This is a genomic window from Hydrogenophaga sp. H7 (genome assembly GCF_002025745.1).
Lineage (GTDB): Bacteria > Pseudomonadota > Gammaproteobacteria > Burkholderiales > Burkholderiaceae_C > Hydrogenophaga > Hydrogenophaga pseudoflava.
The window spans coordinates 217,883-241,722 of record NZ_MCIC01000017.1; the positions used below are offsets into that span (position 1 = coordinate 217,883).

24 protein-coding genes are annotated in these 23,840 nt (G+C 68.9%); 9 read left to right on the top strand and 15 right to left on the bottom strand.

Features of this window, described 5'->3' with window-relative positions:
* Window positions 1-11 precede the first annotated feature (11 nt).
* From BC358_RS16750 to BC358_RS16775, 6 genes are all read left to right on the top strand, one after another.
* Entirely contained in the window at window positions 12-1,268 is a 1,257-nt protein-coding gene (locus tag BC358_RS16750) for an HDOD domain-containing protein (RefSeq protein WP_143434339.1), read from the top strand.
* A gap of 24 nt (window positions 1,269-1,292) precedes the next feature.
* Window positions 1,293-2,036: a 7-cyano-7-deazaguanine synthase QueC gene (gene queC / locus BC358_RS16755; protein WP_079366721.1), complete on the top strand. Its 744-nt coding sequence runs from the start codon at window positions 1,293-1,295 to the stop codon at window positions 2,034-2,036.
* A gap of 357 nt (window positions 2,037-2,393) precedes the next feature.
* Complete coding sequence (locus BC358_RS16760) at window positions 2,394-3,914, top strand: heme peroxidase family protein (protein WP_066152614.1); 1,521 nt, start codon at window positions 2,394-2,396, stop codon at window positions 3,912-3,914.
* A 65-nt stretch (window positions 3,915-3,979) separates the two neighbouring features.
* Entirely contained in the window at window positions 3,980-4,537 is a 558-nt protein-coding gene (locus BC358_RS16765; protein ID WP_143434340.1) for an isochorismatase family protein, read from the top strand.
* 22 nt (window positions 4,538-4,559) lie between these two features.
* Entirely contained in the window at window positions 4,560-5,192 is a 633-nt protein-coding gene (locus tag BC358_RS16770) for a LysE family translocator (protein WP_079366724.1), read from the top strand.
* A 26-nt stretch (window positions 5,193-5,218) separates the two neighbouring features.
* Window positions 5,219-5,617: a VOC family protein gene (locus tag BC358_RS16775; RefSeq protein ID WP_066152625.1), complete on the top strand. Its 399-nt coding sequence runs from the start codon at window positions 5,219-5,221 to the stop codon at window positions 5,615-5,617.
* A 27-nt stretch (window positions 5,618-5,644) separates the two neighbouring features.
* Here the strand turns inward: BC358_RS16775 and BC358_RS16780 are convergent, their stop codons facing one another.
* The 14 genes from BC358_RS16780 to gspG all read right to left on the bottom strand — a co-directional run bounded on the left by BC358_RS16780 (window position 5,645) and on the right by gspG (window position 19,637).
* Window positions 5,645-6,310: a class I SAM-dependent methyltransferase gene (locus BC358_RS16780; protein ID WP_079366725.1), complete on the bottom strand. Its 666-nt coding sequence runs from the start codon at window positions 6,308-6,310 to the stop codon at window positions 5,645-5,647.
* 90 nt (window positions 6,311-6,400) lie between these two features.
* A complete protein-coding gene (locus BC358_RS16785; protein WP_079366726.1) occupies window positions 6,401-8,161 on the bottom strand; it encodes an ABC transporter ATP-binding protein/permease in 1,761 nt (586 codons plus the stop codon).
* A gap of 3 nt (window positions 8,162-8,164) precedes the next feature.
* On the bottom strand, window positions 8,165-9,061 hold the full coding sequence (locus tag BC358_RS16790) for a 5'-nucleotidase (protein ID WP_079366727.1): 897 nt from the start codon (window positions 9,059-9,061) through the stop codon (window positions 8,165-8,167).
* Between the two features lie 2 nt (window positions 9,062-9,063).
* Entirely contained in the window at window positions 9,064-10,293 is a 1,230-nt protein-coding gene (gspF, locus tag BC358_RS16795; RefSeq protein WP_079366728.1) for a type II secretion system inner membrane protein GspF, read from the bottom strand.
* Between the two features lie 8 nt (window positions 10,294-10,301).
* Window positions 10,302-11,744: a type II secretion system ATPase GspE gene (gene gspE, locus BC358_RS16800; protein WP_079366729.1), complete on the bottom strand. Its 1,443-nt coding sequence runs from the start codon at window positions 11,742-11,744 to the stop codon at window positions 10,302-10,304.
* A 10-nt stretch (window positions 11,745-11,754) separates the two neighbouring features.
* Window positions 11,755-13,905, bottom strand: a complete 2,151-nt coding sequence (gene gspD, locus BC358_RS16805) for a type II secretion system secretin GspD (protein ID WP_066152640.1) — start codon at window positions 13,903-13,905, stop codon at window positions 11,755-11,757.
* Window positions 13,906-13,939: 34 nt separating this feature from the next.
* Window positions 13,940-14,734: a type II secretion system protein N gene (gene gspN, locus BC358_RS16810; RefSeq protein ID WP_066152643.1), complete on the bottom strand. Its 795-nt coding sequence runs from the start codon at window positions 14,732-14,734 to the stop codon at window positions 13,940-13,942.
* Window positions 14,731-15,270: a type II secretion system protein GspM gene (gene gspM / locus BC358_RS16815; protein WP_079366730.1), complete on the bottom strand. Its 540-nt coding sequence runs from the start codon at window positions 15,268-15,270 to the stop codon at window positions 14,731-14,733. The genes gspN and gspM overlap by 4 nt, the downstream gene beginning before the upstream one ends.
* On the bottom strand, window positions 15,270-16,595 hold the full coding sequence (gspL, locus tag BC358_RS16820) for a type II secretion system protein GspL (RefSeq protein ID WP_079366731.1): 1,326 nt from the start codon (window positions 16,593-16,595) through the stop codon (window positions 15,270-15,272). The genes gspM and gspL overlap by 1 nt, the downstream gene beginning before the upstream one ends.
* An 85-nt stretch (window positions 16,596-16,680) precedes the next feature.
* Window positions 16,681-17,658 (bottom strand): type II secretion system minor pseudopilin GspK, encoded by a 978-nt coding sequence (gene gspK, locus BC358_RS16825; protein ID WP_066153381.1) that lies wholly within the window; start codon window positions 17,656-17,658, stop codon window positions 16,681-16,683.
* Between the two features lie 8 nt (window positions 17,659-17,666).
* Entirely contained in the window at window positions 17,667-18,368 is a 702-nt protein-coding gene (locus BC358_RS16830) for a type II secretion system protein J (protein ID WP_079366732.1), read from the bottom strand.
* Window positions 18,368-18,739, bottom strand: coding sequence for a type II secretion system minor pseudopilin GspI (gene gspI, locus BC358_RS16835; RefSeq protein WP_066257968.1), 372 nt, complete (start codon window positions 18,737-18,739; stop codon window positions 18,368-18,370). Before gspI ends, BC358_RS16830 begins: the two co-directional genes overlap by 1 nt.
* On the bottom strand, window positions 18,736-19,197 hold the full coding sequence (locus BC358_RS16840; protein WP_256861557.1) for a prepilin-type N-terminal cleavage/methylation domain-containing protein: 462 nt from the start codon (window positions 19,195-19,197) through the stop codon (window positions 18,736-18,738). The genes gspI and BC358_RS16840 overlap by 4 nt, the downstream gene beginning before the upstream one ends.
* Complete coding sequence (gene gspG / locus BC358_RS16845) at window positions 19,194-19,637, bottom strand: type II secretion system major pseudopilin GspG (RefSeq protein WP_079366733.1); 444 nt, start codon at window positions 19,635-19,637, stop codon at window positions 19,194-19,196. Before gspG ends, BC358_RS16840 begins: the two co-directional genes overlap by 4 nt.
* An 83-nt stretch (window positions 19,638-19,720) precedes the next feature.
* Between gspG and BC358_RS21955 the strand changes: the two genes are divergently transcribed.
* Genes BC358_RS21955 through BC358_RS16855 form a run of 3 tightly spaced genes read left to right on the top strand, consistent with a single transcriptional unit; the run spans window position 19,721 to window position 22,730 of the window.
* A complete protein-coding gene (locus BC358_RS21955) occupies window positions 19,721-20,167 on the top strand; it encodes a general secretion pathway protein C (protein ID WP_143434341.1) in 447 nt (148 codons plus the stop codon).
* Entirely contained in the window at window positions 20,164-22,065 is a 1,902-nt protein-coding gene (locus BC358_RS16850; protein WP_256861558.1) for a DUF294 nucleotidyltransferase-like domain-containing protein, read from the top strand. Before BC358_RS21955 ends, BC358_RS16850 begins: the two co-directional genes overlap by 4 nt.
* The gene (locus tag BC358_RS16855; RefSeq protein ID WP_079366734.1) at window positions 22,062-22,730 is read left to right on the top strand and encodes a PolC-type DNA polymerase III; all 669 of its coding nucleotides are present in this window, start codon (window positions 22,062-22,064) and stop codon (window positions 22,728-22,730) included. The genes BC358_RS16850 and BC358_RS16855 overlap by 4 nt, the downstream gene beginning before the upstream one ends.
* Before the next feature lie 19 nt (window positions 22,731-22,749).
* Here the strand turns inward: BC358_RS16855 and BC358_RS16860 are convergent, their stop codons facing one another.
* Window positions 22,750-23,835, bottom strand: a complete 1,086-nt coding sequence (locus BC358_RS16860; protein ID WP_079366735.1) for a nicotinate-nucleotide--dimethylbenzimidazole phosphoribosyltransferase — start codon at window positions 23,833-23,835, stop codon at window positions 22,750-22,752.
* Between the last annotated feature and the right edge of the window lie 5 nt (window positions 23,836-23,840).

Sequence of the window (23,840 nt, forward strand, 5' to 3'; positions counted from 1 at the left end):
GGACCCGCCGCATGAGCCACACCGTCCTTGACAGCGTCGCGATGGCCTACCAGCCGGTCTGGAACCGGCACCGGCTGCTTGCGGCGGTGCGCCTGACGGTGCTGCCGACCGATCCCGCCTCGGTCGACGCCGCCCACCTGATGCAGGTGCTGGGCGACGACTGGCCGGTGGCAGCGCCCATGCTCATCCTCGCGCTGGAATCGCCCTCGCTGATGCACCAGGCCCTGCGCTGCGCGCCGGTGCCCAACACCTGCCTCGAAGTGCCGGCGGCGCTGTTCGGCCGTCCGGAAAGCCTGGCCCAGCTGTCGCAGGCCGTGCACCATGGCCACCAGCTCATCCGGCGCGCGGACTTCGCCGAGGTGCGCCACGAATACGGTGTGCCGCTGGACGTGCGCAGCCTGCTGCACCTGGACGCGACCGACGCCCTGGAGGCCCTGCAGAGCCGGCCCACCGAGGCCGTGCCCGTGCCCCCCCGGCCCAGCCCGATCCGGCCAGGACAGATCTACCGCAACGTCTGCAACCGCGCGCTGGCGGAACACTGCCTCGACGAGGCGGGCGCCTGGGGCGTGCTGGGCTGGCCCGACGACGACGTGCTGCACACCACCCGCCACCGCGCCCCCGGCTGCGACCCGGTGGCCATCGCCCTGATCCGCCAGGCGCTGGAAAAGGACGCCTCCATCGAACGGGTGGAGCGCTACATCCGCCAGGACCCGGTGCTGGCCTACCGCCTGCTGCTGCGCGTCAACTCGGCGCTGTACGGCGGCCGGCACGAGATCGGCGCGCTGCGCCACGCCATCATGATGCTGGGCTTCTCGGCGCTGGACCGCTGGCTGGTCGAGCAGCAGGCCGGTGCCGACGAGGACATGGCCCTGCACCCGGTGCGCTACGGCCATGTGATGCAGGCGCGGCTGGCCCAGCACCTGCTCGACCCCGGGTCCGACGAGGCGCTGCGCGCCGAGGTCTACACCACCGCCATCTTCGGCCAGCTCGACCGGCTGCTGCGCGAGCCGCTGGCCCAGCTGATCGGGCATCTGCCGCTGTCGCCGCGCGTGTCCGACGCCCTGCTCAGCCGTACCGGGCCGTACTACCCGCTGCTGGACATCGCGCGCGCGCAGGGCGACGCCGACCGCATCGACCGGCTGCCGGGCATCTGCGGGCAACACGAGGTCTCGCTCGAACACGCCAACCGCGGGCTGCTGCGCATGCTGGCCACCAGCCGGGACCACGGGCTGGCGCCCGAACCCAAGGCACCCCTGAGGGGCGTCTGAACCCGTGACCGCTACCATGCGCGGATGAACGCGCAGACCCGCACCGCCCACCACACCAGCGCCCTCGTCCTGTTCTCCGGCGGACAGGACTCCACCACCTGCCTGGCCCATGCCCTGGCGCGCTATCCGCGCGTCGAAACCCTCGGCTTCGACTACGGCCAGCGCCACAGCGTCGAGCTGCAGGCGCGCACCGTGGTGCTGCAGAAAATCCGTGAACAGTTCCCGGCCTGGGCCGGGCGCCTGGGCGAAGACCACCTGCTGGACCTGGCCGTGCTGGGCAAGGTCAGCGAGACCTCGCTCACCCGCGACATGGCCTTCAAGATGGAGGCCAGCGGCCTGCCCAACACCTTCGTGCCCGGCCGCAACCTGCTCTTCCTCACCCTGGCCGCGGCGCTGGCCTACCGGCGCGACATCCAGGTCATCGTGACCGGCGTGTGCGAGACCGACTACAGCGGCTACCCCGACTGCCGCGACGACACCATGAAGGCGCTGCAGGTGGCGCTGTCCCTGGGCATGGACCACCGCTTCCTCATCGACACGCCGCTGATGTGGATCGACAAGGCCCAGACCTGGCAGCTCGCGCACGATCTGGGCGATGGCACGGGCGTGGCCGACGGCGGCAACGCGCTGGTCGACCTGATCGTCGAGCACACCCACACCTGCTACCTCGGCGACCGCGAACACCGGCACGACTGGGGCTACGGCTGCGGCCAATGCCCGGCCTGCGAGCTGCGGGCGCGGGGATGGGCGAGGTACCGCGCGGTGTGATGGCCACGGTCGGTTCCGCAGCCCCGCGAGCCGGCTTTTTTGTGTGTGTTTGTATCGGCACCCAAACGGTGCTGACCGCCGATGCGCGGGCGTCGCGGCACAAGGCCATGTCACGCTGTTACGCGCCTGAAACAACCCGTTCCTGGTGATCCCTCGGGTGGTGGATTCGTCCGCGGGGGGGCGGGCATAGCATCGCCGCCGCTGGAACCGCGCCGCACGATGGCGCCCGTCCGGCACCGCGGCGGATCATCGAGAGCAGCGCTGCAGAAGTACAAGCTCTGGGGAGCAGCCTTCGCCCACGTGAATCTGTCATCCATGTCTGAGCGGACCATGTCCGCGCCTTTCAGGAGTGTCACGATGGATCAGAAACCCCACGCCCGCAGCCACGGGTACAGCACCGACAACGCCAACCCCACCCGCAGCAACCTCCAGAAGCCGGGCCGCTTCGGCCTGCTCTTCCCCGAACTCGCCGCCGTGCCCTGGACCACCGGCGATCCCGCCCGGGACGAGGTCATCCTGCGCGAACTGGGCGAGGCCATGCACGTGGCCGAACGCAAGGACGGCGTCATTCCCGCCGGCTTCACCTACTTCGGCCAGTTCGTCGACCACGACATGACCTTCGACCCCACCAGTCTGGGCGAGAACGCGGTGGACGTGGACGACCTGGTCAACTTCCGCACCCCCGCGCTCGACCTGGACAGCGTGTACGGCTCCGGCCCGCGCGACCAGCCCTATCTGTACCAGCGCAACACCACCACCGCCTCGGCACAGATGCTGGTGGGGCCGGCGCAGAGGGTGCCCGCGGCCGCGCCAGGAGGGGGCGACGCGCAGGTGCAGGCGCTGGACGGTGCGCTCTACGACCTGCCGCGGGTGGCCGACGGCCTGCCCGAGCGCACGGCGGTTCTGGGCGACAAGCGCAACGACGAGAACCTCATCGTGGCGCAGCTGCACCGCACCATGCTGCACTTCCACAACGCGGTCAGCCTGCGCTTTCCCGAACTCTCGTTCGCCGATGTGCGCAAGGTGGTGACCCACCACTACCAGCAGATCGTGCTGCACGAGTACCTGCCGGCGGTGGCGGGCGCCAAGGCGGTGAAGAACGCGCTCAAGGAGCTCAAGTACTACCTGATCGGCCCGGGCTATCTCGCCAGCTCGCCCTACATGCCGCTGGAGTTCTCAGGCGCGGCCTACCGTTTCGGCCACAGCATGGTCCGCCCGGCCTACCACTTCAACAAGGTGTTCAACTTCGCCGCGGGGCCCCAGCTCGCGGACTTCCGGCTGGCCTTCACCTTCACCGGCGACGGGGGGTTTCTCGGCGGCACGCGCTACCCCACCAACTGGCTGCTCGACTGGCGGCAGATGTTCGACGGCCTGGGCGCCACGGCGCAGCGGGCCTTCGCCATCGACGCCGCGCTCACCGACCGGCTGCGCATCGGCAACGCCCCCGACTCGCCGTTCCTGGCGCAGCTGAACCTGCTGCGCGGCGCGAAACACTACAAGCTGCCGCCAGGCCAGGCGGTGGCCGCGCGCATGGGCATCGCGCCGCTGACGGCGGCGCAGCTGCAATCCGGCACCGCCGGGGCCGTGGTCAAGAAGCACCACCTGACCCACCAGACGCCGCTGTGGTTCTACATCCTCAAGGAGGCCGAGGTGCTGGAAGGCGGTCAGCACCTGGGGCCGATCGGCGGTGCCATCGTGGCCGAAGTGATCGTGGGCCTGATCAAGGACGATCCGGAAAGCGTGCTCAACGCCGGCACACCACGCGACCTGCCGAAGGCGGGAACCCACTTCACCATGACCGACCTGTTCAAGTTCGTCGAGAGCATGAAGGGGCAGGGCAACATACCGGCCGCCGGGGTGATCAACCCGCTGGGGTGAGGCGCGGACGGTCCGCGGGCCGGTGCCGCCTTTAGACTGTGGCCCACTTTTGGGAGATCCAGCGCATGGCCACCATTCGAACGGGCAACCGGTCCGCATTGCTCATCGTCGACGTGCAGGTTGGCGTCGTCGCCGCCGCGGGCGACATATCCCGACAGCTCGACCACATCAAGCTCGCGGTGCGCAAGGCCCGCGATGCGGGTGTGCCCATCATCTGGGTGCAGCACGACGACGAGGAGTTGCCCCGGGGCAGCGCCGAATGGCAGTGGGTGCCGGCGCTGGCGCCGCAGGTGGACGACATCCGCGTCTACAAGCAGCACAACTCCTCGTTCGAACAGACCACGCTGGAGGCCGAACTGGCGGCGCGCGGGGTCGCTCACATCGTGCTGTGCGGGGCCGTCACCGGCTGGTGCATCCGCGCCACCGCCTACGCCGCACTGGAACGCGGCTATGACCTCACGCTGATCGGCGACGGCCATATCGCCAAACGCCTCGACACCGGCGAGGGCACCGTGGTCGAAGCCGATGCCATCGTGCGCGAGTTCAACGCGGTGCTGCCCTGGCTGTCGTACCCGGGGCGCAGGAACCGGGTGGTCTGTGCCCGGGAAATCAGCTTCCATTGAGGCATTCAAGAACCGACCTGCCATGCTCACCACCTTCCTCACCATCGCCGTGCTGCACTGGGTCGCCCTGGTCACGCCGGGCGTGAACTTCGTGCTGATCCTGCAACTGGCGGCGGGCAGTCCGCGCAGCGTGTCGCTGTCGGCGGCGGCGGGCATCACCACCGTGACCTTTCTCTGGGCCCTGCTCGCGATCCTGGGCATGGGGGCGGCGTTTTCCGCCCACCCGGCGCTGCGCCAGGCGTTCCAGATCGCCGGGGGCGCCTACCTGTGCTACGTCGCGTGGAAACTGTGGCAGTCGCCAGCGGCGGTCGCCACCGAGGTGAAGGCCGTGACGACGAGCCGCGCGGCGGCGTTCCGCATGGGCTTCGTCACCAACGTCTTCAACCCCAAGACGGCGCTGTTCTTCGGCAGCGTGTTCGCCACCGCGCTGCCGCCCTCGCCGGGGCCTGCGGTGCTGGCCGGCGCGGTGCTGCTGTGCTGGTTCAACGCGGTGGTCTGGCACGTGTTTCTCGCGCTCGCGTTCTCGCACGGCCGCGTCCAGTCCGCCTACCAGCGCGGGCGCACGGTGTTCAACCGCGGGGCGGCCGGCCTGGTCGGCGCCTTCGGGCTGCGCCTGCTCGTGACGACGATGCAGGAACTGCGGACACGGGTCTGAAGCCTGTTCCAAGGAGGGCGCATCGCATGTTTTCCCACATCTTCATCGGCGTGTCGGACTTCCCGCGGGCACTGGCGTTCTACCGCGCCTTGATGCCGGTGCTCGGTGTGCAGGAGCGCTTCTGCGAACCCGGGCGCCCTTGGGCCGGCTGGCAGTCGTCGCCCGACCCGCGCCCGCTGCTGCTGATCGGCACCCCCTTCGATGGCCAGCCGCACACGCCGGGCAACGGGGCGATGACGGCCTTCATGGCCAGTAGCCGCGCCATGGTCGACCTCGCCCACGCGGCCGCACTGGCCCATGGCGGTCGCTGCGAAGGGCCGCCGGGCCTGCGGCCCGAATACCACTCGAACTACTACGGGGCCTACTTCCGCGACACCGAGGGCAACAAGCTCTGCGTGGCCTGCCACGCAGCGGAGGTGCCCTGAGCCCGCCTCTGGCCCAGCGCCCCGGGTTCAGGGCGCCCGGCCCGGCCAGACACCGGTGGCCATGAAGATGCCGCCCATCCAGGTGGGGTGCACCTCAAAGCCTTCGAGCCTTGGTGCCAGTTCGCTCCAGGGCTGCGCCAGGCCGTCCAGCGAACTCACCGAATACAGCGCCGCGCCGAGCACGAAGAGGTTGACCGGCCAGACCCAGGGCGCGGCCCACTGAAGTCCGGTGGCGACCACGCGCGCGCCGGGCGCGAGGTGCGCCAGCACGTTGTCGAGTGCGCGCGGGCTGCGCAGGATGTCGTGCGTGAAGTGGAACAGGGCGGCGTGGGCCAGGCCCGGCCACTGCGCCTCTTCCACAGGTGCCTGCACCAGCCGCAGCTGTTGTGCGCGCAGGTCGGAAAAGCGCAGGCGAGCCTGGGCCATCATCTCAGGGCATTGTTCAATGCCGACGATGTGGCCGCGGGGGCCGAGTTGGTCGAGCAGCGGCCCGAAGCTCAGGCCGGTGCCACAGCCCACGTCGAGCACGGTTTCACCGGGCCGCAGCGCCAGGTGCTGTATCGCCTCCCGGCGCAGGGGTTCGAACGGTTCCAGTTCGCTGTCGTACCGGTCGGCCCGGGCCTTGTACTGTTCCAGGGCCTGGTGACGGGCCGGCGACGCGCGCCTGGCCGCAGACGGCGGACGTGTGCCCACGGCTTGTCTCCAACACGGAAAACACCCAGCCTACGGCGGCGCGACCTGCTGCGCAAGGCCTTGTGGGCCCAGTGTGTTACGAGGCGTCGCTCAGCGCGCCGCCAGGGCGAAACGGGCCCCATCCGCGGCGCCGGGTTCCAGCTCCCAGCGCCGGGCATGGAAGGCAGCCACCGTGGGCCGGTGGGCGATGGACACCAGGGCACCGTTCTGCGACCGGACCAGCGCCTGCAGCTTTTCGTAGACCGCGTGTTCGGCCGCCTCGTCCAGCGCGCTGGTCGCTTCGTCGATAAACAGCCAGCGCGGCTGCTTGAGCAGGGCGCGCGCCACCGCCAGCCGCTGCTGTTCGCCGCCCGAGAGCTTCTGGCCCCAGCTGTCTTCTTCGTCCAGCCGGTCGGCCAGATGCGGCAGCAGGGCGTCGACCAGCGCCTGCCGCAGCTGTTCATCGCCGTAGCGGTCGGCCGGTTCGGGGTAGGCCAGCGCCTTGCGCAGGCTGCCCACGGGGAAGTAGGGCCGCTGCGGCAGGAACATCACGCGCTGTTCGAAGTCGGCCGGCTTTTGCAGCTGGCCTTTCGCCCAGGGCCAGATGCCAGCCAGGGCCCGGAACAGGGTCGACTTGCCGCTGCCCGAGGGCCCCTTGACCAGCAGGCTGTCGCCCGCCTTCAGGCTCAGCCCGCCGGCCGACACCAGCGCGACGCCGCCCGGCAGCGCCAGATCCAGTGAGTCGATCTGTAGCGTGTCGGCCTCGGTGGCCGGTGCTGATTGCAGCGGCGCCGCCTGCAGGGCCTGGAAGCTTTCCTCGAAGCTGGTGATCCGGTCGGTGGTGGCGCGCCAGGCGGCCAGCGCGTCGTAGTTGTCGACGAACCAGGACAGCGAGTCCTGCACCCGGCCGAAGGCTGAGGAAATCTGCATCAGCTCGCCCAGCTGGATTGCGCCGCTGAAGAAGCGCGGCGCGGCCACGATGAAGGGAAACACCACGGCGGCCTGACCGAAGCCGTTGGTGAACCAGATCAGGCGCTTCTGCGCCTTGATGAGCTTCCAGTAGTTGTCCAGCACCGCGCCGAAGCGCTCGCCCAGGTGCTGGCGCTCCACCGGTTCGCCGCGGTCCAGCGCGATCGATTCGCTGTATTCGCGCACGCGCACCAGGTGCACCCGGAAGTCGGCCTCCACCCGCTGCTGCTGGAAGTTGAGCTTGATCTGCGGCCGGCCGATGTAGTGCGCCAGCACGCTGCCGACCGCGCAGTACAGCACCGCCATCCAGACCATGAAGCCGGGGATGGTGTAGGAGCCGCCGTTGAAGCCGAACGAGAAGCTGCCCGAGAGCGTCCAGAGGATGCCGACAAAACTCACCAGCGTGATCACCGAACTCAGCAGGCCCATGGACAGGCCCAGCGTCGAGCTGGTGAACAGGTTCAGGTCCTCGGCGATGCGCTGGTCCGGGTTGTCGGGCGGCGCGTCGGTGTCCTTGGCGAAGCGGTGCAGTTCGAGCTGGTAGAAGGCCTTGTTGGACAGCCAGCGGTCGAGGTAGTGCTTGGTCATCCAGGTGCGCCAGCGCATCTCCAGCACCTGGCGCAGGTAGAAGCGGTAGACCGCGATGATGATGAAGCCGAACGCCAGGTAGGTGAAGCGGCCCAGCTCGCGCCAGAAGGTGACCTGGTCCTTGTTCTGCAGCGCGTCGTAGAAGACGCGGTTCCACTCGTTGAGCAGCACCAGCATGTACACCGCGGCCAGGTTCAGCACGATGATCGCCGCCAGCAGGCCGCGCGCCCGCCACTTTTCTTCCGAGTTGAAGTAGGGCACGGCGAGCGCAAGCACCTTGCGCGCGAAGGCGCGAAAGCTCTGGAATTTGTTCATGGGTCAGTCGTTCGAAATGCCGCTGGCCACGTGCCCGGCGGGCACATGGAGCGAGGCCGATTCGATGTGGCCGGTCTGGTCGTCGAAGAAAAAGTCGGGTTCGAACTCGCGCAGAAACGGCCCTTTGGGCAGGCCGCCGAGGAACATGGCCTCGTCCACGTCGATGCCCCAGTCCATCAGGGTGCGGATGGCCCGTTCGTGGGCCGGCGCCGAGCGCGCCGTGACCAGCGCGGTGCGGATGCGCATGGCGTTCGTGCCTTCGGCCTGCAGTCGGTGCAGGGCTTCGAGCAGGGGCTTGAACGGTCCGCCGGCCAGCGGCTGTGCGGCCTTGTCGCGCTCGTGCTGCTGGAAGGCGTTGAGACCCTGTGCCTGGAACACGCGCTCGGCCTCGTCGGAGAACAGCACCGCGTCGCCGTCGAAGGCGATGCGCACCTCGTTCGGGTGGGCGTCGCTGGCGCGCACCGACTGCGGGTAGACCTGCGCGGCCGGCACGCCGGCGTCGAGCGCGGCGCGCACATCGGCCAGGTGGGTCGAGAGGAACAGGTTGGCGCGCAGCGGCCGCAGGTAGCGCCAGGGCGGCTGGCCGCGCGTGAAGCTGCCGCGCTGGATCGGCAGGCCGTAGTGCTGGGCCGAGCGGAACACCCGCATGCCCGAGACCGGGTCGTTGCGCGAGAGGATCACCACCTCGACCCGCTGGGCCTGCGGGTCGTTGAAGGCCAGCAGCTTCTTCACCAGCGAGAAGGCCACGCCCGGCTGGGCGGGCTGCTCCAGCCGGTCCAGCTGCAGCTTCATGTAGGCCCGGTCGTCACCGGTTTCGAAAACGCGGTTCTCTTCCTCGAAGTCGAACAGGGCGCGCGAGGAAATGGCGACGACGAGCTGTCCGTCCAGGGTGACCGGCATGTTTACTTGACGAGTTGGTTGAGCTGGATGATGGGCATCAGCACCGCCAGCACGATCAGCATCACGACCACACCCATGGCCACGATCAGCAGCGGCTCCAGGATGGTCGCCAGGTGCATGGCGCGGCGCTGCACCTCGGCGCCGAGCTGGACGGCGGCGCGCTGCAGCATCACCGGCAGCTGGCCGGTCTGCTCGCCCAGCCGCGCGAACATGGCCACCAGCGGCGGAAAGCGCTTCTTGCTGGCCAGCGCGGACGCCAGCGGCGCACCTTCGCGCACCAGCACCAGAGCGTCCAGCGCGTCGGCGCGCATCGAGCGGTTGGACAGGGTTTCGGCCGCGGTCTGCAGCGCCCGCAGGATCGGCACCCCCGCCGCGGCCAGCATGGCCAGCGTGGCGGCGAAGCGGGCCGCGTTGTAGCCGCGCGCCAGGCGCCCCACCAGGGGCAGGCGCAGCCAGGCCGCGTCCATGCGCAATCGCAGCGCGTCGTTGCGCCGGGCCAGGACCAGCCCCACACCGGCCAGCACCAGCAGGCCGAGCATGAGCCAGCCGTAGTTGCGCACGAAGTCGCTGATGGCCAGCATCACCACGGTCAGGAAGGGCAGGGCGCGCTTGCTGCCCGCGAACACGCCCGCCACCTGCGGCACCACGTAGCTGACCAGGAACACCACGATCACGATCGCCACCACGGTGACGATGGCGGGGTAGAGCGAGGCGCCGATCAGCTTGTTCTTGAGGGCCTCGCGGGTTTCGAGGTCGTCGGCCAGGCTTTCCAGCACCGTGCCCAGCTGCCCGCTCTGCTCGCCGGCCGCGATGACGCCGGTGTAGATGGGCGAGAACTCGCGCGGGTGCTGGCCAAGCGCGGTGGCGAACGACGCCCCGGCGTTGACCTCGGCCCGCAGGCTGGCGACCAGGCGGCGCTGCTCGTCTTTTTCGGCTTCCTCGGCCAGGGCCGAGAGCGCACGTTCCAGTGGCAGGCCCGAGGACACCAGGCCGGCGAGCTGCCGGGTCCAGACCGCCAGTGTGGTGGCGTTGAAGACACGGCCGCCCCATAGCGTCATGTTCAGGCCGCTGCCACGGCCACCACTGTTGGATGACACCGCCGGCTCGACCGCCAGCGGCACCAGGCCCCGGCCCCGCAGCATGCTGCGCGCCGCCTTGGCGGTGTCGGCGTCGATCAGGCCTTTCTGCGTCGCGCCCTGCGCGTTCAGCGCTTCGAAGGAATAGGCGGGCATGAGAACGCTCAGTCTCTCGTCACGCTCAGGACTTCGGCTTCCGAAGTGATGCCTTCGTCGATCAGCCGCTGACCGTCGGCGCGCATGGTGCGCAGGCCGGCGGCTTCGGCGGCCACAAAGATCTTGCTTTCAGCCGCGCGGTTGTGGATGAGCGAGCGGATCTTGTCGCCGGTCACGAGCAGCTCGTAGATGCCGGTGCGGCCCTTGTAGCCGGACTGGTTGCAGTGCGCGCAGCCGACCGGGTGCCAGCGACCGTTGGCGTCCTGGCGCTTGCACTTCGGGCAGAGCTTGCGCACCAGGCGCTGCGCGAGCACCCCGAGCAGCGAGCTGCTCAGCAGGAAGGGCTCGACGCCCATGTCGATCAGGCGCGTCACGGCGCTGACCGAATCGTTGGTGTGCAGCGTGGCCAGCACCAGGTGACCGGTGAGCGAGGCCTGGATCGCGATCTGCGCGGTCTCGAAGTCGCGGATCTCGCCGATCATGACCACGTCCGGGTCCTGGCGCAGGATGGCGCGCAGGGCGCGTGCGAAGTCGAGGTCGATCTTGGCGTTGACCTGGGTCTGGCCGATGCCGGGCAGCTCGTACTCGATCGGGTCCTCGACCGTCATGATGTTCTGCTGCGTCGCGTCCAGCCGCTGCAGCGAGGCGTACAGCGTGGTGGTCTTGCCCGAGCCGGTCGGCCCTGTCACGAGGATGATGCCGTGCGGTTGGTGGATCAGCTTCTCGAAGCGCTCCAGCACATCGCCCTGCATGCCGACCGCTTCCAGGTTGAGGCGGCTCTCGCTCTTGTCCAGCAGGCGCAGCACCGCGCGCTCGCCGTGGGCGCTGGGCAGGGTGGAGACGCGCACATCCACCGCGCGGGTGCCGATGCGCAGCGAGATGCGGCCGTCCTGCGGCAGGCGCTTCTCGGAGATGTCCAGTTCGGCCATGATCTTCAGGCGCGAGATGAGTGCAGCGTGCAGCGCCCGGTTGGGCTGTACCACCTCGCGCAGCGTGCCGTCGACGCGGAAGCGCACGCTCGAATGGCGCTCGAAGGGTTCGATGTGGATGTCGCTGGCCCCGTCGCGCGCGGCCTGCGTCAGCAGGGCGTTGAGCATGCGGATGATGGGCGCGTCGTCGGCGGTCTCCAGCAGGTCTTCGATGGCCGGCAGTTCCTGCATCATGCGGCTGAGGTCGGCGTCGCTCTGCACCTCGCTGACCACCGCCGCGGCGCTGGACTCGCCCTGTGCGTAGGCCGCGCTGATGCGCTGGGCCAGCAGCTCGCCCGGCTCCCACTGCAGTTCCTCCACGTCGTGGCAGCGGAGGATTTCCGACAGCGCCGACAGCCGGCGCGTCTGCGCATCTTCGTCTTCGGCGGCGCTGGAGCTGCCCCGCAGGGTCAGCCGCCCGTCCTCCTCTTCCAGCAGCCAGAGGTTCTCGCGCGCGAAGGCATAGGGCAGCGGGTGTTTCATCGGGGCTCCGTCAGTTCGACGGCGCAGCCGGCGATGCCGGAGTGGCTGCAGGCGCGGCCGGGGGTGTGCTTTCGGGGGCACGCTGCGGCGGCATGACCGGACCCACATTCACGGGAACCACAGCGCTGGAGGAAGGCTGCGCGTCCTTCTGCGCCGACCGCATCAGTTCGTAGCGGTCGAGCGAGAAGCTGTTGGTGGCGCGGGCGTCGCGCAACACCACCGGCCGCAGGAACACCATCAGGTTGGTTTTCTTGCGGTTGCGGCTCTCGCTCTTGAAGAGGTTGCCAAACAGCGGGATGTCGCCCAGGCCGGGCACCTTCTCCTGGTTGCCGGAGTATTCGTCCTGCAGCAGGCCGCCCAGCACCACGATGCCGCCGTCATCGACCAGCACGGTCGATTCGATGGTGCGCTTGTTGGTGATGAGGCCGGTGGTCGAGTTGACCGACGACGCCTGCACGCTGCTGACCTCCTGGAAGATGGTCATTTTGATGGTGCCGTTCTCACTGATCTGCGGCTTGACGCGCAGCGTCAGGCCCACGTCCTTGCGCTCGATGGTCTGGAACGGGTTGACCGAGCCGTTGTTGCCGTTGCCGGCGCCGGTGTTGGTGAATTGCCCGGTCACGAACGGCACGTTCTGGCCGATCACGATCTTGGCTTCCTCGTTGTCCAGCGTCAGCAGGTTGGGCGTGGACAGGATGTTGCCGTCGCCGTTCTGCTGCAGGAAGCGCGCCAGGAAGCCCAGCAGGTAGATGCCGTTGCGGCGCGAGGCCATACCGAAGTTCAGGCCCGTGCCGGGCGCCTGGATCTTGGCGGTGTCGGCCTGGGCGATGGGCAGCAGGTTGGTCAGGATGTTGTTGCCGCCGGTGCCGAAGTTGGTGCCCAGCAGCCCCACGGTGTTCTCGCCGAGGTTGCCCAGTGGGCCCTGCCACTGGATGCCGAACTCGGCGGCCTTGTCGGCATTGACTTCGGCGATCAGGCTCTCCACATAGACCTGCGCACGGCGCGAATCCAGCTGGTCGATCACGGCGCGCAATTGGCGGTACTGCGGCTCGGGCGCAGTGATGATCAGGGCGTTGGTCGCCGGGTCGGCCTGGATCTGGCCGCCGGTGGACGGGCCGGCGCTCGCCGTTACCGGCGTGGTGGCGGGGTTGGCGGCGGTGCTGGGCGTCTGGGACATGCCGCCGGTGCTGCTGCGCACCGTCGTGACGCCGGTCGCCCCGGCCGCTCCGCCGCTGCCTTCGCCGGCCATGGCGGCCCGCAGCGTGGCCGCGAGGTTGACCGCATCGGCGTTCTTCAGGTAGACCACATGGATGTTGCCGGCCGCATCGACGCTGCTCGGGCGGTCCAGCTGGGCCACCAGGGATCGGGCCAGGGCCAGGCGCGCGGGATTTGCGGCCCGCAACACGAGGCTGTTGCTGCGGGGTTCGGCGATCAGGGTGGTCTTGTACGAGGTGTCCCCCGCCTGTCCGGCGGCGGCCACGCCCGTGCTGCCTGGCTCGATCAGCTTGAGCACCATGGGGGCCAGGTCGGCGGCCAGGGCGTGCTGCAGCGGGATCACTTCCACATCGGTGGCGCCGGAGACGTCCAGCGACGCGATGATGCGACCGATGCGCTGCAGGTTGTCGGCGTAGTCGGTGATGACCAGCGAGTTGTTGCCCGGGTTGACGTTGATGGTGTTGTTGGGCCCGATGAGCGGGCGCAGCACGGGCACCAGATTGTTGGCGGATTCGTGGTTGAGCCGGAAGATCTGGGTGACGATCTGGTTGCTGGCGGGCAACTGGCTGACCGGGCCGGCACTGACAGTGTTGCTCTGGAGCTTGGCGTCGGCCTCGGGCACGATCTTGTACAGGCCGCCGGTTTCGATCAGCGAGAAGCCCTGCAGGCGCAGCGCGGCGGCAAACTGGTTGAGAGCCACGATGGGGGCCACCGGCCTGTCGGTCGACAGGTTGACGGTGCCCTTGACCCGCGGGTCCACCACCACATTGCGTCCGGTGATGGTGGCCATGGTGCGGGCCACGGCTTCAATCTCGGCGCCGACGAAGTTGAGCACGACCGGCTCGGCAGCGTTCTTGGACTGGGCCCATGCGGTCGGGGCGCCCAGGGTGCCGGTCAGCACGGCGAGCGCCAGTGCCAGCACGGCAGGGGAATGGGTCGATTTCATCTGTTGATCCTATCGCGAAGTCTCGCTCTGGCTGTTAACCAAACGTCAACAGGGTACGGGCGCCATCGCGGCGGCCAATGATGCTCAGGAGGTTGGCCAGGGCCGACTCCTGGCCGGGCGCAGCCGATGCCACACCCCGGAAGCGCAGGCGCCCGCCCGACCACTGACCATCGCCATCGAGCAGCAGGCCGCCTTTGAGCGTGGCCAGCTTCAATGCGGCGTTGTCGCCATCCCCCGCCGAGCGGAACTCGACCCGGTAGCTGCCCAGAGGGCGCAGGGTGGACACGCGTGTGGCGAGGTCGTGGGCCTCCACCACCAGCTGCCCGTCCAGGCGGGGACGCCCGCCGTTCAGGGCCAGGGAGAAGCCGGGCGACTGCACCAGCAGTTGCCCGTCCATGCGGAGGGTGTTCCACGGCGTGCCCAGGCCGACCAGCATGGCGGCCGGCCAGCGGCTGCTGAAGGCGTCGACACGCACCTGTGCACCGCCGAAGCTGGGGCGCAAGGCAATGGACATCGGTTGTTCGGTGCAGCAGGGCGAGGACAGGCTCATGCGCAGCACCGGGCCCTGGGACCAGCCGGGACGCAGCTTCCAGCGAAGTCCCTGTGGCAGCGCCGTCTGGCCGCGGCTGCCCTCGCCGCCGCTCAGAAGCACATCGCCATGTCCGCTCCAAACCGTACCCCCGGTGTTGAGCAATTGCACCTTGCCGCTGGTGTAGTGCGAGAGCAGGGCACCCACCCACAACGCGGGCGCAAACGCGATCAGGGCGAGCAGCGTGCCGAGGATGGCCCCCAGCCAGGCCCAGCGTGCGGGTTTGCGGTGTTCCGTCATTGGCCCCCCAGTCCCGGACCGGCCAGCACCACCTGTCCTGTCCATGAGGGGTTGTTGCCGCTGCGCTGGAGCTGCACTTGCACCGGCACCACGCGGGCGTTCACGCGCACCTGCTGCAGCCACTGCGCCAGGGTCGCAGCCGGAATCTCCCGCAGGGTGATGGTGACGCGGTCGCCCTGCTGCGCGAGCTGCGCGCCGGCGCCCAGTCCGCTGGTGGCCTGCTCCAGCGCCTGCCTGGCCACTTCGGGTGCGGGCACGGGGGCAGCATTCTGGGTGCGGATGATTTCGGCGCTGGCCGCCATCTCCTGCATGCGCCCCAAGGACTTGTCCAGCTCGATGTGCTGTGTGCGCGCCTGCCGCAGGGTGGACACGGCCGGCGCCAGTGCCACCCACCACAAGAGGGCCACACCCACCACCCAGGCCGCAAGGCGCAGGGCCTTCTGCTGGCGGGCGGGCAGGCCTTGCAAGGAGGCACCGAGGCGCTGGCCCACCCGGGCGAAGGCCGAAGAAACTGGGATAGATCGTTTGGCAGACATCAGGGGGCCTTTGCCTGGACATTCAACATGCCCGAATCCGAGCTGACCTGCCAGCCCCGCGAGGCCATGGCCTGTTGCAGTGCCAACAGGCGGTCGTCGGGCAGCCCCCCGATGCCCAGTCTTGCTTCGCCGCTCAGGAAGTCGATGCTGCTGAGAGACGCGCCAGGCTCGGTCGCCGCAATGAAGGCGAGCATGCCTTCGAGATCCTGTGCCGACAGGGTGCCGCTGGCCTGCTGCAGCCGGGTGAGTTCGCGCTGCATCTGCACCGGGGCGTCCAGCACGAGACCGACCTCGGGGAAGGTGCTCTGCAAGGTCTGCCGGATGGCCTGTTGCTTGGCCTGGAGGGCCGAACGTTCTTTCCAGGCCATCGCGTTCACGCCGCCAAGGACGGTCAGCACAAGCGCCACCAGGGCCCAGCGCGCCGGCTTCCATGGTGCGGCGCTGGCAAAGTGGCGCCATCCCTGCCGCATGCGCTGCGTGCGCCGCGCTCCGCTGGACAGCCGGAGATCGAACTGGGCGAGGTTCCAGTCGGACTGCGCGCAGCGCAGCAGCCAGTCGGCTGTCGGCATGAGGTCGAAGCGCTGGTTGCACACCTGTTCGGCCAGACCGGTGATCGACGGGTCCGCGAACCAGCTCGTGGTGGCCGGGTCGGACGCCGCGGTCAGGGTGTACTCGGGGCCTCGGCCGGTTGAAGGTCCGAGACTGCCGAAGCTGGAGTCGCCGAAGGTGCTGGCCGGGCCAAAGGAGCTGTCGGCGCCGAACCTGCTGGTGGCACCGAAGGTGCTCGAACCGTTTTCGCGCAGAGGAATGCTGCGTACCCCCAGCGGGCTGGCGGTGGACAGCCAGACACGGTTGCCTTCGTCGTGCGCCCAATGCACGGTTTCGCCGTGTTCCGACCCGCCCACTGAAGTGGGCCAGAGGGCCGGCACGATGCGTGCGGCCGGCCGTCCGGCGGCTTCGAGGGCCTGGAGCCAGGCCTGGAGCCAGGCCTTGTTGCAGGCCGCCACCCAGAGCGTCTGCCCGGGACGGCTGCCTGGTTCGAGGGCCAGGTGAAGCTCCGCCGGATCATCCAGCAGCCGGTCTTCCAGCATCCCGTCCAGGGCGGCCCTCACGCGGGCGCTCGCCACCTTGGGCAGCGCCACCCGGTGCCAGGACACGAGGCGGGGCGGCAACACCAGCACGACATCGTCGTCGGCGGGCAGCAACGACAGTGCGCAGCCCCCGTGGTCCGACGCGACCCGTCCGTTGGAAGAAAGCACCCAGTCCAGCACCGAGGTCGATGTGGGCATGGCGGCGCTGAAGTTGGTCGGAGTGAGGATCAGCACGTGATAGAGGGGCTGCAATGCCCCGTGGGTACTGGGCGGAGGGCTATTTTAGGGACGAGGCGGGGCCAGCGGATGAAGCTGATGTTCATGATGGCGCCACCCGTTCGCGCCAGTGCACCCGGGTTCTCAAGCCATCACGCTGGACCAGCGAGCGTTCTTCGATCACGGTGTCGTCCAGTCGAAGACGGATGTACACCTCAAAAAACCGGCTGCGCACATCATGGCGCTGGCTGCTGACCGATTGCTGGCTGGCGCCAGGGATGCGCTGGATGGCATCCTCCAGTTTGGTGAAGGGCATGGTGTCCCGCGCAGCCACCACCTGCTGGGCCAGCGCCAGGTCCAGGCCCGGCACGCTGGCGCTGAGCACCTCGGGTGTGACGGTGTTCAGGTTGAGCAGGGTGCGTTCGGGCAGGACCGTCACATGGGGCCGCAGGGCCTGCAGGGTGCTCGGACTCAGGCCCAGCCAGGCCAGCTGGGCGAAGCGCTGGGGCGTCAGCGGCGAGGTGGACGGTTCCGGGTCGTTGAGGGCCCGTTCGGTGGTTTTGAGCAGGTTGGCCGACGCCGCTTCCAGTTCGGGCTTGGGCAGGTTCAGCAGGGCGAACAGCCGCTCGAACATGGCAAGGTCGGCGGACGACAGCTCGACCTTCGATTGAGAACCCGTCTGGCTGACCCTGACGAGGTTGCCGAAGTTCAGCCGGGATTGGGCGTCCTTGATTTCGCCGGACAGAAACGCGGGCATCAGGTCGTCCGCGCTGTTGTTCTTGTCGGCGGCCAGGAAGGAGGACAACCGGGCTTCTTCCAGAGGCGTCGCCCACGGCTCGCCCAGGTGGTCGGCGGCCCCGCTGGTGCGGTTGCTGCGCCCGTCTTCGCGCAGGATGAGCCGCGCCCAGTCCAGGGCGCCCACCAGGATCCAGCCGGCCTGAAGGCGCTGCCGCTCGGCGGCCTCGACTTCGGAGGACCGCCACTGCTGCCAGAGGGCCGCGGAGGCCAGGGTCGCCACCAGGGTCACCGTGAGCATGGCCAGCAGCAGGGCGGCACCACGTTCTTTGGATGAAGCGCGCATCTTCTTCATCAGCGTGCGGCCAGCAGGGACGGGCGCACCCAGTCGCTGGTCAGCGTTCCGGAGAGGCCTCTTCCCGCCGACAGGTTCAGCACCAGACGCACGCCGTTGGGGATCGCGTCGCCGCCCCCCAGGGTGACGCCTGCGTTTTCGTTTCCGACGGAGGATTGCGGGTTCCCCCAGGTTTCACCACGGTGATAGAACAGCTGCCACTGGTCGATCGCCGCCAGCGCGACCTGGGTGTCTCGGCCGTCGATCTCCGCGGGCGATTCGATCCATGCCGCGGCCCTGGCCCAGGCATCGGCCAGTTCGTCCCGGCGCTTGATCGGGCCGGACTGCCAGCGCATCCACTGGGCGCCCGCACTGCCGGACTGCATGCGTGTCCAGGCCACCACTCGGATGCCGTCGCTGCGCAGCGCGCTTTCTGCGGCATCCCGCCGGGTCAGGCGCAACACCCGGCCGTCGAACGCCAGCGGGCTGAGCTCCTTGGTGTCCACCAGCGCGTCCAGGTCGGCGGCCCACTGTCCCAGCGCCGCCTGCAACCGCAGCAGCTCGTCGGCCCGCTCCTGGGTCAGGGTCTGGGTCCGCTGCATGGCATCGATGGAACGCCAGCTCAGCATGGCCAGCATGGACATCACCGCCAGCGCCACCAGCAGTTCGACCAGGGTGAAGCCCCGTTCGCGTCGCAGTGGGGTCCGGTCACCCGTGCGCATCAGTACCGTCCCATCACGGTCGACAGGCTCAGCAGCCGGACTTCGTTGCCATCAACCGCGCCCTCCACGATCGCGTCGACGCGCTGGAAATTCGGGTTGGGGGTGGGCTGCACCGACAGCCTCACTTTGAGTGTGCGGCCTGCCTGCTGGCACTCGGCGGTGCTTTCACCGGTGCCCGGCAACTGGCGCAGCAGGCGCAGCCGGATGAGCTCGTTTTCGGCGCACAGCTGCGCCAGCCACTGGTCGCTCTGGCGCGCGGCGGCCCGTGTGAGTGCCGAGGTGGCCTGGGAACCGGCGGCCAGCGCCACTGCCACCACGGCCAGGGCCACGAGGATCTCGATCAGCGTGAAGCCGCGGCTGTGCCGGTTCATGGCGTGGCCGGTTCTGCAATCACGGCAAAGGGAGCGAGGCCGTCTGTGCCCAGAACCAGCCGCTGCTCGCCTCGGGCCAGTTCGATGCGCTGGGCTGCGATCAGCGGTTCCGGCCCGAGCAGCAGCTCCGAGGCGCCGGGCGGCTGGACCACGCGCACCCGTGTTTCCGGGTGGAGCCAGCTGCGGGGCCTGGTCAGTGAATCCGCCGACTTGGAGCGCGAGGTGATGCCCTGGAACTCGAAACCCTCTCCGTTGGGCTTCCAGCGCACCGGCACGCCGCTGGCGCGCGACTGCGCACGCGCCGACTCGAGCAGTGCGGCCAGCCGGAGGGACTCGTTCTCCAGCGCCGTGGAATCGCTGTCCCGCAAGGAAAGACTCACGCCAGCGGTGGCCAGCGCGATGATGGACACCACCACCAGCAGCTCCAGCAGTGTGAAGCCGCGTGTGCGGGTGTTCACTGCCAGCTGCCGATGTCGGCGTCCTTGCCCTCTCCGCCGGGTTGACCATCGGCTCCCAGCGACAGCACGTCCACCTCGCCGTGCACACCGGGGTTCACGTACTGGTAGGGCTGGTTCCAGGGGTCGGCCGGCAGCTTGTCGAGGTAGGGGCGCCAGTTGGGCGGCACCGGTGCAGCGGTGGGCCGGGCCACCAGTGCGGTCAGGCCTTGCGCACCGGTGGGGAAGCGCTGGTTGTCCAGCTTGTACAGCTTGAGCGCCTGCATGAGGTTGTTGACGTCCGTCCTGGCGGCGGTTACGCGCGCATCGTCGGCGCGGTTCAGCACGTTGGGCACGATGAGGGCCGCCAGCACACCAATGATGACCAGCACCACCATCAGCTCGATCAGCGTGAAACCGCGCTGACGCAGACCGTGCGCAGACGAGGGACCAAGGGTGGACATCGAAGTGGCAGATGCGAATTTCAAGACAGGCTCCCGGAAGCACGCGGCGCGGTGCGCCAGAGAAGGTGGATGATAATGTGTTCATGCTCAAGACACCTTCCCTTGCAAGCCTCGCGGCCGGCCTGCTCTGGCTGGTGGTGGCGCTGCTTTCGGGTTACTGGATGTTGCAGCTGTGGGGCCGGGAACCGCTGGTTCCGGTGGGTGCCCTTGGAACCCCGCCGATCCAGTCGGACGCAGCGGGCGTCGCCCGCGTGCTCGGTGCCGTGCCCGAGGCGCAGGCGACCGCTCCGGCGACGGCTCCTCTGTCGTCCCGTTTCAGGCTTCTGGGGCTGGCAAGCCAGCCAGGCCAGAGCGGTGCTGCGCTGATCGCCGTCGATGGACAGCCGCCGCGCCCCGTGGTGGTGGGGGGTGTGGTCGACGGCGAATTGCGACTGCTCTCGGTCGGGCCCAAAGTGGTCCGCCTGGGCACCACCGCTGGAGACCCATTAGCACTGGAGCTCAATCTCCCGGAGCCCGTGGAGTCTCGGTGAGCCTGGCACCATCTGCCCCCAGCCCGTCCGCCTCGCTGCTGGACCAGCTGGCGGTGGAGCTGGGCCGGTTTCCCCCATTTGACGAGATGGATGCGGGCCACGTCCGGGCCTTCGTGGAGGCGTCGCGGCAGGCGTACTTCGCTCCCGGCGAGGCACTGGTTCGGCCAGAGGATGGGCCCGCCAGCGAACTGTTTTTCATCCGTCGCGGCGCGGTGGTGGGCAAGCGGGGGCTTTCTGATGTCGCAGGCGGGGCGTTCGAGTACGAGGCCGGTGACCTGTTCCCGATCAGTGCGGTGCTCGCCCAGCGCGCCACCAGCACCGCCTACCTGGCCACCGAAGACACCTTCGTGCTGCGCCTGCCAGCCGAGCGGATGCAGGCGCTGGCGCAGCTCAGTCCGGTGTTCGGGGACTTCCTGAACCGGCGTGTGCTGCGGTTCCTGGAGCTTTCACGCGCGGCGCTGCAGGCAGCCTACGCATCGAGGGTCCTGGCCGAGCAGTCGATGGAAACACCGCTGGAGCGTCTGTGCCGCCACGCGCCCGTCAGCTGCGCGCCCGGCACGCCGCTGCGCCAGGCGCTGGAGGACATGCACCGGTTGCGCATCGGGTCGATGCTGGTGGTGGACGAAGGGCAGCGCCCGGTCGGCATCCTCACCCGCTACGACGTGCTGGACCGCGTCGCGCTGGCCGGTGTGTCTCTGGACGTGCCGATGTCGGCGGTCATGGTGGGTCCGGTGCACACGCTGGAGTCCGACCGCAGCGCCCAGGAAGCGGCGCTGCTGATGTCGGCCAAGGGCATTCGCCACGTGCCCGTGACGCAGCAGGGGCGGCTGGTGGGCATCGTGTCCGAGCGCGACCTCTATGCCCTTCAGCGCATGAGCCTCAACCAGGTGAGCGAGCGCATTCGCCATGCGACAGGCATTCCCGACCTGCAGGCCGCGGCCCATGACATCCGCGAGTTTGCGCGCCACTTGCTCGGCCAGGGTGTGCAGGCGCTGCAGCTGACACAGCTGATCAGCCACCTCAACGACCTGCTGACGACCCGGCTGGTGGCGTTGAAGGCCGGCGAACACGGTCTTGACCTGCAGTGCTTCTGCTGGATCGCCCTGGGGTCCGAGGGGCGGGGCGAGCAGACCATCGCCACCGACCAGGACAATGCGCTGATACTCGCCGACGACGTGAACCCCGGCGAGCGGGACGCCTTGCTGCACATGGCACAGGACATCAACCACGCCCTGGACGCCTGTGGCTATCCGCTGTGCAGGGGCAACATCATGGCGGGCAACCCCGATTGCTGCCTGACGCTGTCCCAGTGGCAGCAGCGTTTCGTGCAGTGGATCGAGCAGGGCGCACCCAAGGATCTGCTCAACGCCAGCATCTACTTCGACTTTCGCGCCCTGACCGGGCAGGCCGGTATGGCCGCCAGTCTGCGCGGTTTCGTGACCCAGCGCGCGTCGGCCAACCCGCGGTTTGTCCGCCAGCTGGCAGTCAATGGCCTGTTGCAGGCACCACCGTTGAACTGGCGTGGCCAGATCGACACCAAGCCGGTGGATGGTCTCGACACGCTGGATCTCAAGCTGCAGGGTACGGCTATCCTGGTCGATGTGGCCCGGCTGTACGCGCTGGCCAACGGCATCGCAGCCACCTCGACCCGGGAGCGGTTCGAAACCGCGGGTCCGAAGCTCGGCGTCCCTGCCCGCGAACACCAGGCCTGGGTGGCCGGGTTCGAGTTTCTGCAGATGCTCCGTCTGCGTGCCCAGCTCGATGGCGCCTCGGTGGGCGACAACCCCAACCGCATCGCGGTGGGCGCACTCAACGACATCGACCGCCGCATCCTGCGGGAGACGCTGCGGGTGGTGCGCAGCCTGCAGCAGCGTGTGCAGCTCGACTACCAGCGATGATTGCAACGCTGCTGGCGTCGGTGCGGTCATGGTGGGGGCCCCAGGACCCGGTAGCTTCTTCCGACGCCGAACGCTGGGTGGTCGTCGACGTGGAGACCAGTGGACTGGACGCAAAGAATGACCGGCTCCTGGCCATCGCGGCCATCGGTCTCAGGGTTGGTCCTGCGCCGGCATCGCGGCCGGAGATTGTGCTGGGCGACAGCTTCGAGGTGGTGCTGCGTCAGGAGGCGGTGTCTGATCGCGACAACATCCTCCTGCACGGCATCGGTGAGCAGCGTCAGCGGGACGGCGTGGAGCCTGCGACGGCGCTGCAGGCCTTTGTGGACTTCATTGGCGAGGCGCCGCTGCTGGCCTTTCACAGCGCCTTCGACGAAACCCTGATCGACCGGCATTGCCGGCGGCACCTGGGACGCCGGCTGGTCAACCCTTGGCTGGACCTGGCCCATCTCTGTGCTGTGACCCACCAGGAGGTGCGGGCCCGGTCGCTGGACGACTGGATGGCGCATTTCGGCATCCGGTGCCCGGCCCGGCACCAGGCGTCCGCCGACACGCTGGCCACGGCCGAGCTGTTGCTCCGGTTGTGGCCTCGCATCGCGCCGGAGGGTGGTCGCTGGCGCGATGTCGTGCGACTGGCTGGACACCGGCGCTGGCTGGCCGAGCGCTGAGGGCGGACTGGGCCGCGGGTCAGCGCTGGAGCAGTTGCTGTGCCGCTTGCAGCAGCGGCCAGGCCAGCAGGGCCCCGAGGCCTTCTGCGCTGCGAAGCTCCATGTCCAGCAGCGGGTTGGCCTGGAGGTGGATCAGCAGGAGCCGGTGCCCTGGCTCGGCCGCGCGGTGGGCATACACCAGATAGTCGGCCACGGCCGGGACCAGGGCGCGGGCCACCAGCGCGGCGGTTCCGGCCACGAAGCCGTCGACCAGCACCACCCGTCGCTCGCTGGCGGCCTGGATCATTGCGCCGCACAGCATGGCGATCTCGAAACCTCCCATGGCGGCCAGAGCCACCTGCGCCGAGGTGGCGCGGCGGTGCCTGCTGGCGGCAACGAACAGCCGCTCCAGCTTGCGCTGCCCGAACACCTCGTCTGCTTCCTGGTCCTTGCCGCAGGCATCGGACAGCGGAACCCCGCAGAGGCGGGACAACAGCAAGGCCGCCGAGGCCTCACCCGCAACGCCGATGCTGCCCAGTGCCAGCACATTGCCGGGCAGGTGCCGCACCACATCCATGCCTGCCTGGATGGCAGCGCGCGCCTGTGCCTGCGACATGGCCGGCGCCAGCGCCGCGTTGCGTGTGCCGTAGCCTATCTTGCGCCGAAGGAGGGTGGCGGCGGTCTCGGTGCCCTCGGGCAGCTGAATATGGTGGGCGACACCGGCGTCCACGAGGGTCACATCGAAGCCATGGTGCCCGGCCAGCGCACTGGCAGGGCTCTTGCCCGCGAGCAGCTCGCAGGCGCTTTGGTGGGTCAGGTCCTGCGGCGATTTGGACACACCCTCATCCGCGATGCCGTGGTCGGAAGCAAATACCACCAGCTGGGGAGACTCGAACCGAAGTTCCTCCAATCCGTGCCCTGAGGGGTGCTGAATGCGGGCCAACTGCATGGCCAATCCCTCAAGACGCCCAAGAGGCGGCTCCTCTCCATGGGTGCCGCGCAGACGGTTCTGCACCATCAGGCCGAGTTGGGCGTTCGCCGTCGGTGACACCTCAGGCCATGGTGGCAATGCCCGGTCATCCCTGTCCGTCGACAGGTCAGGAAGGGACCTGGGCCGTTGATTCATGGGCT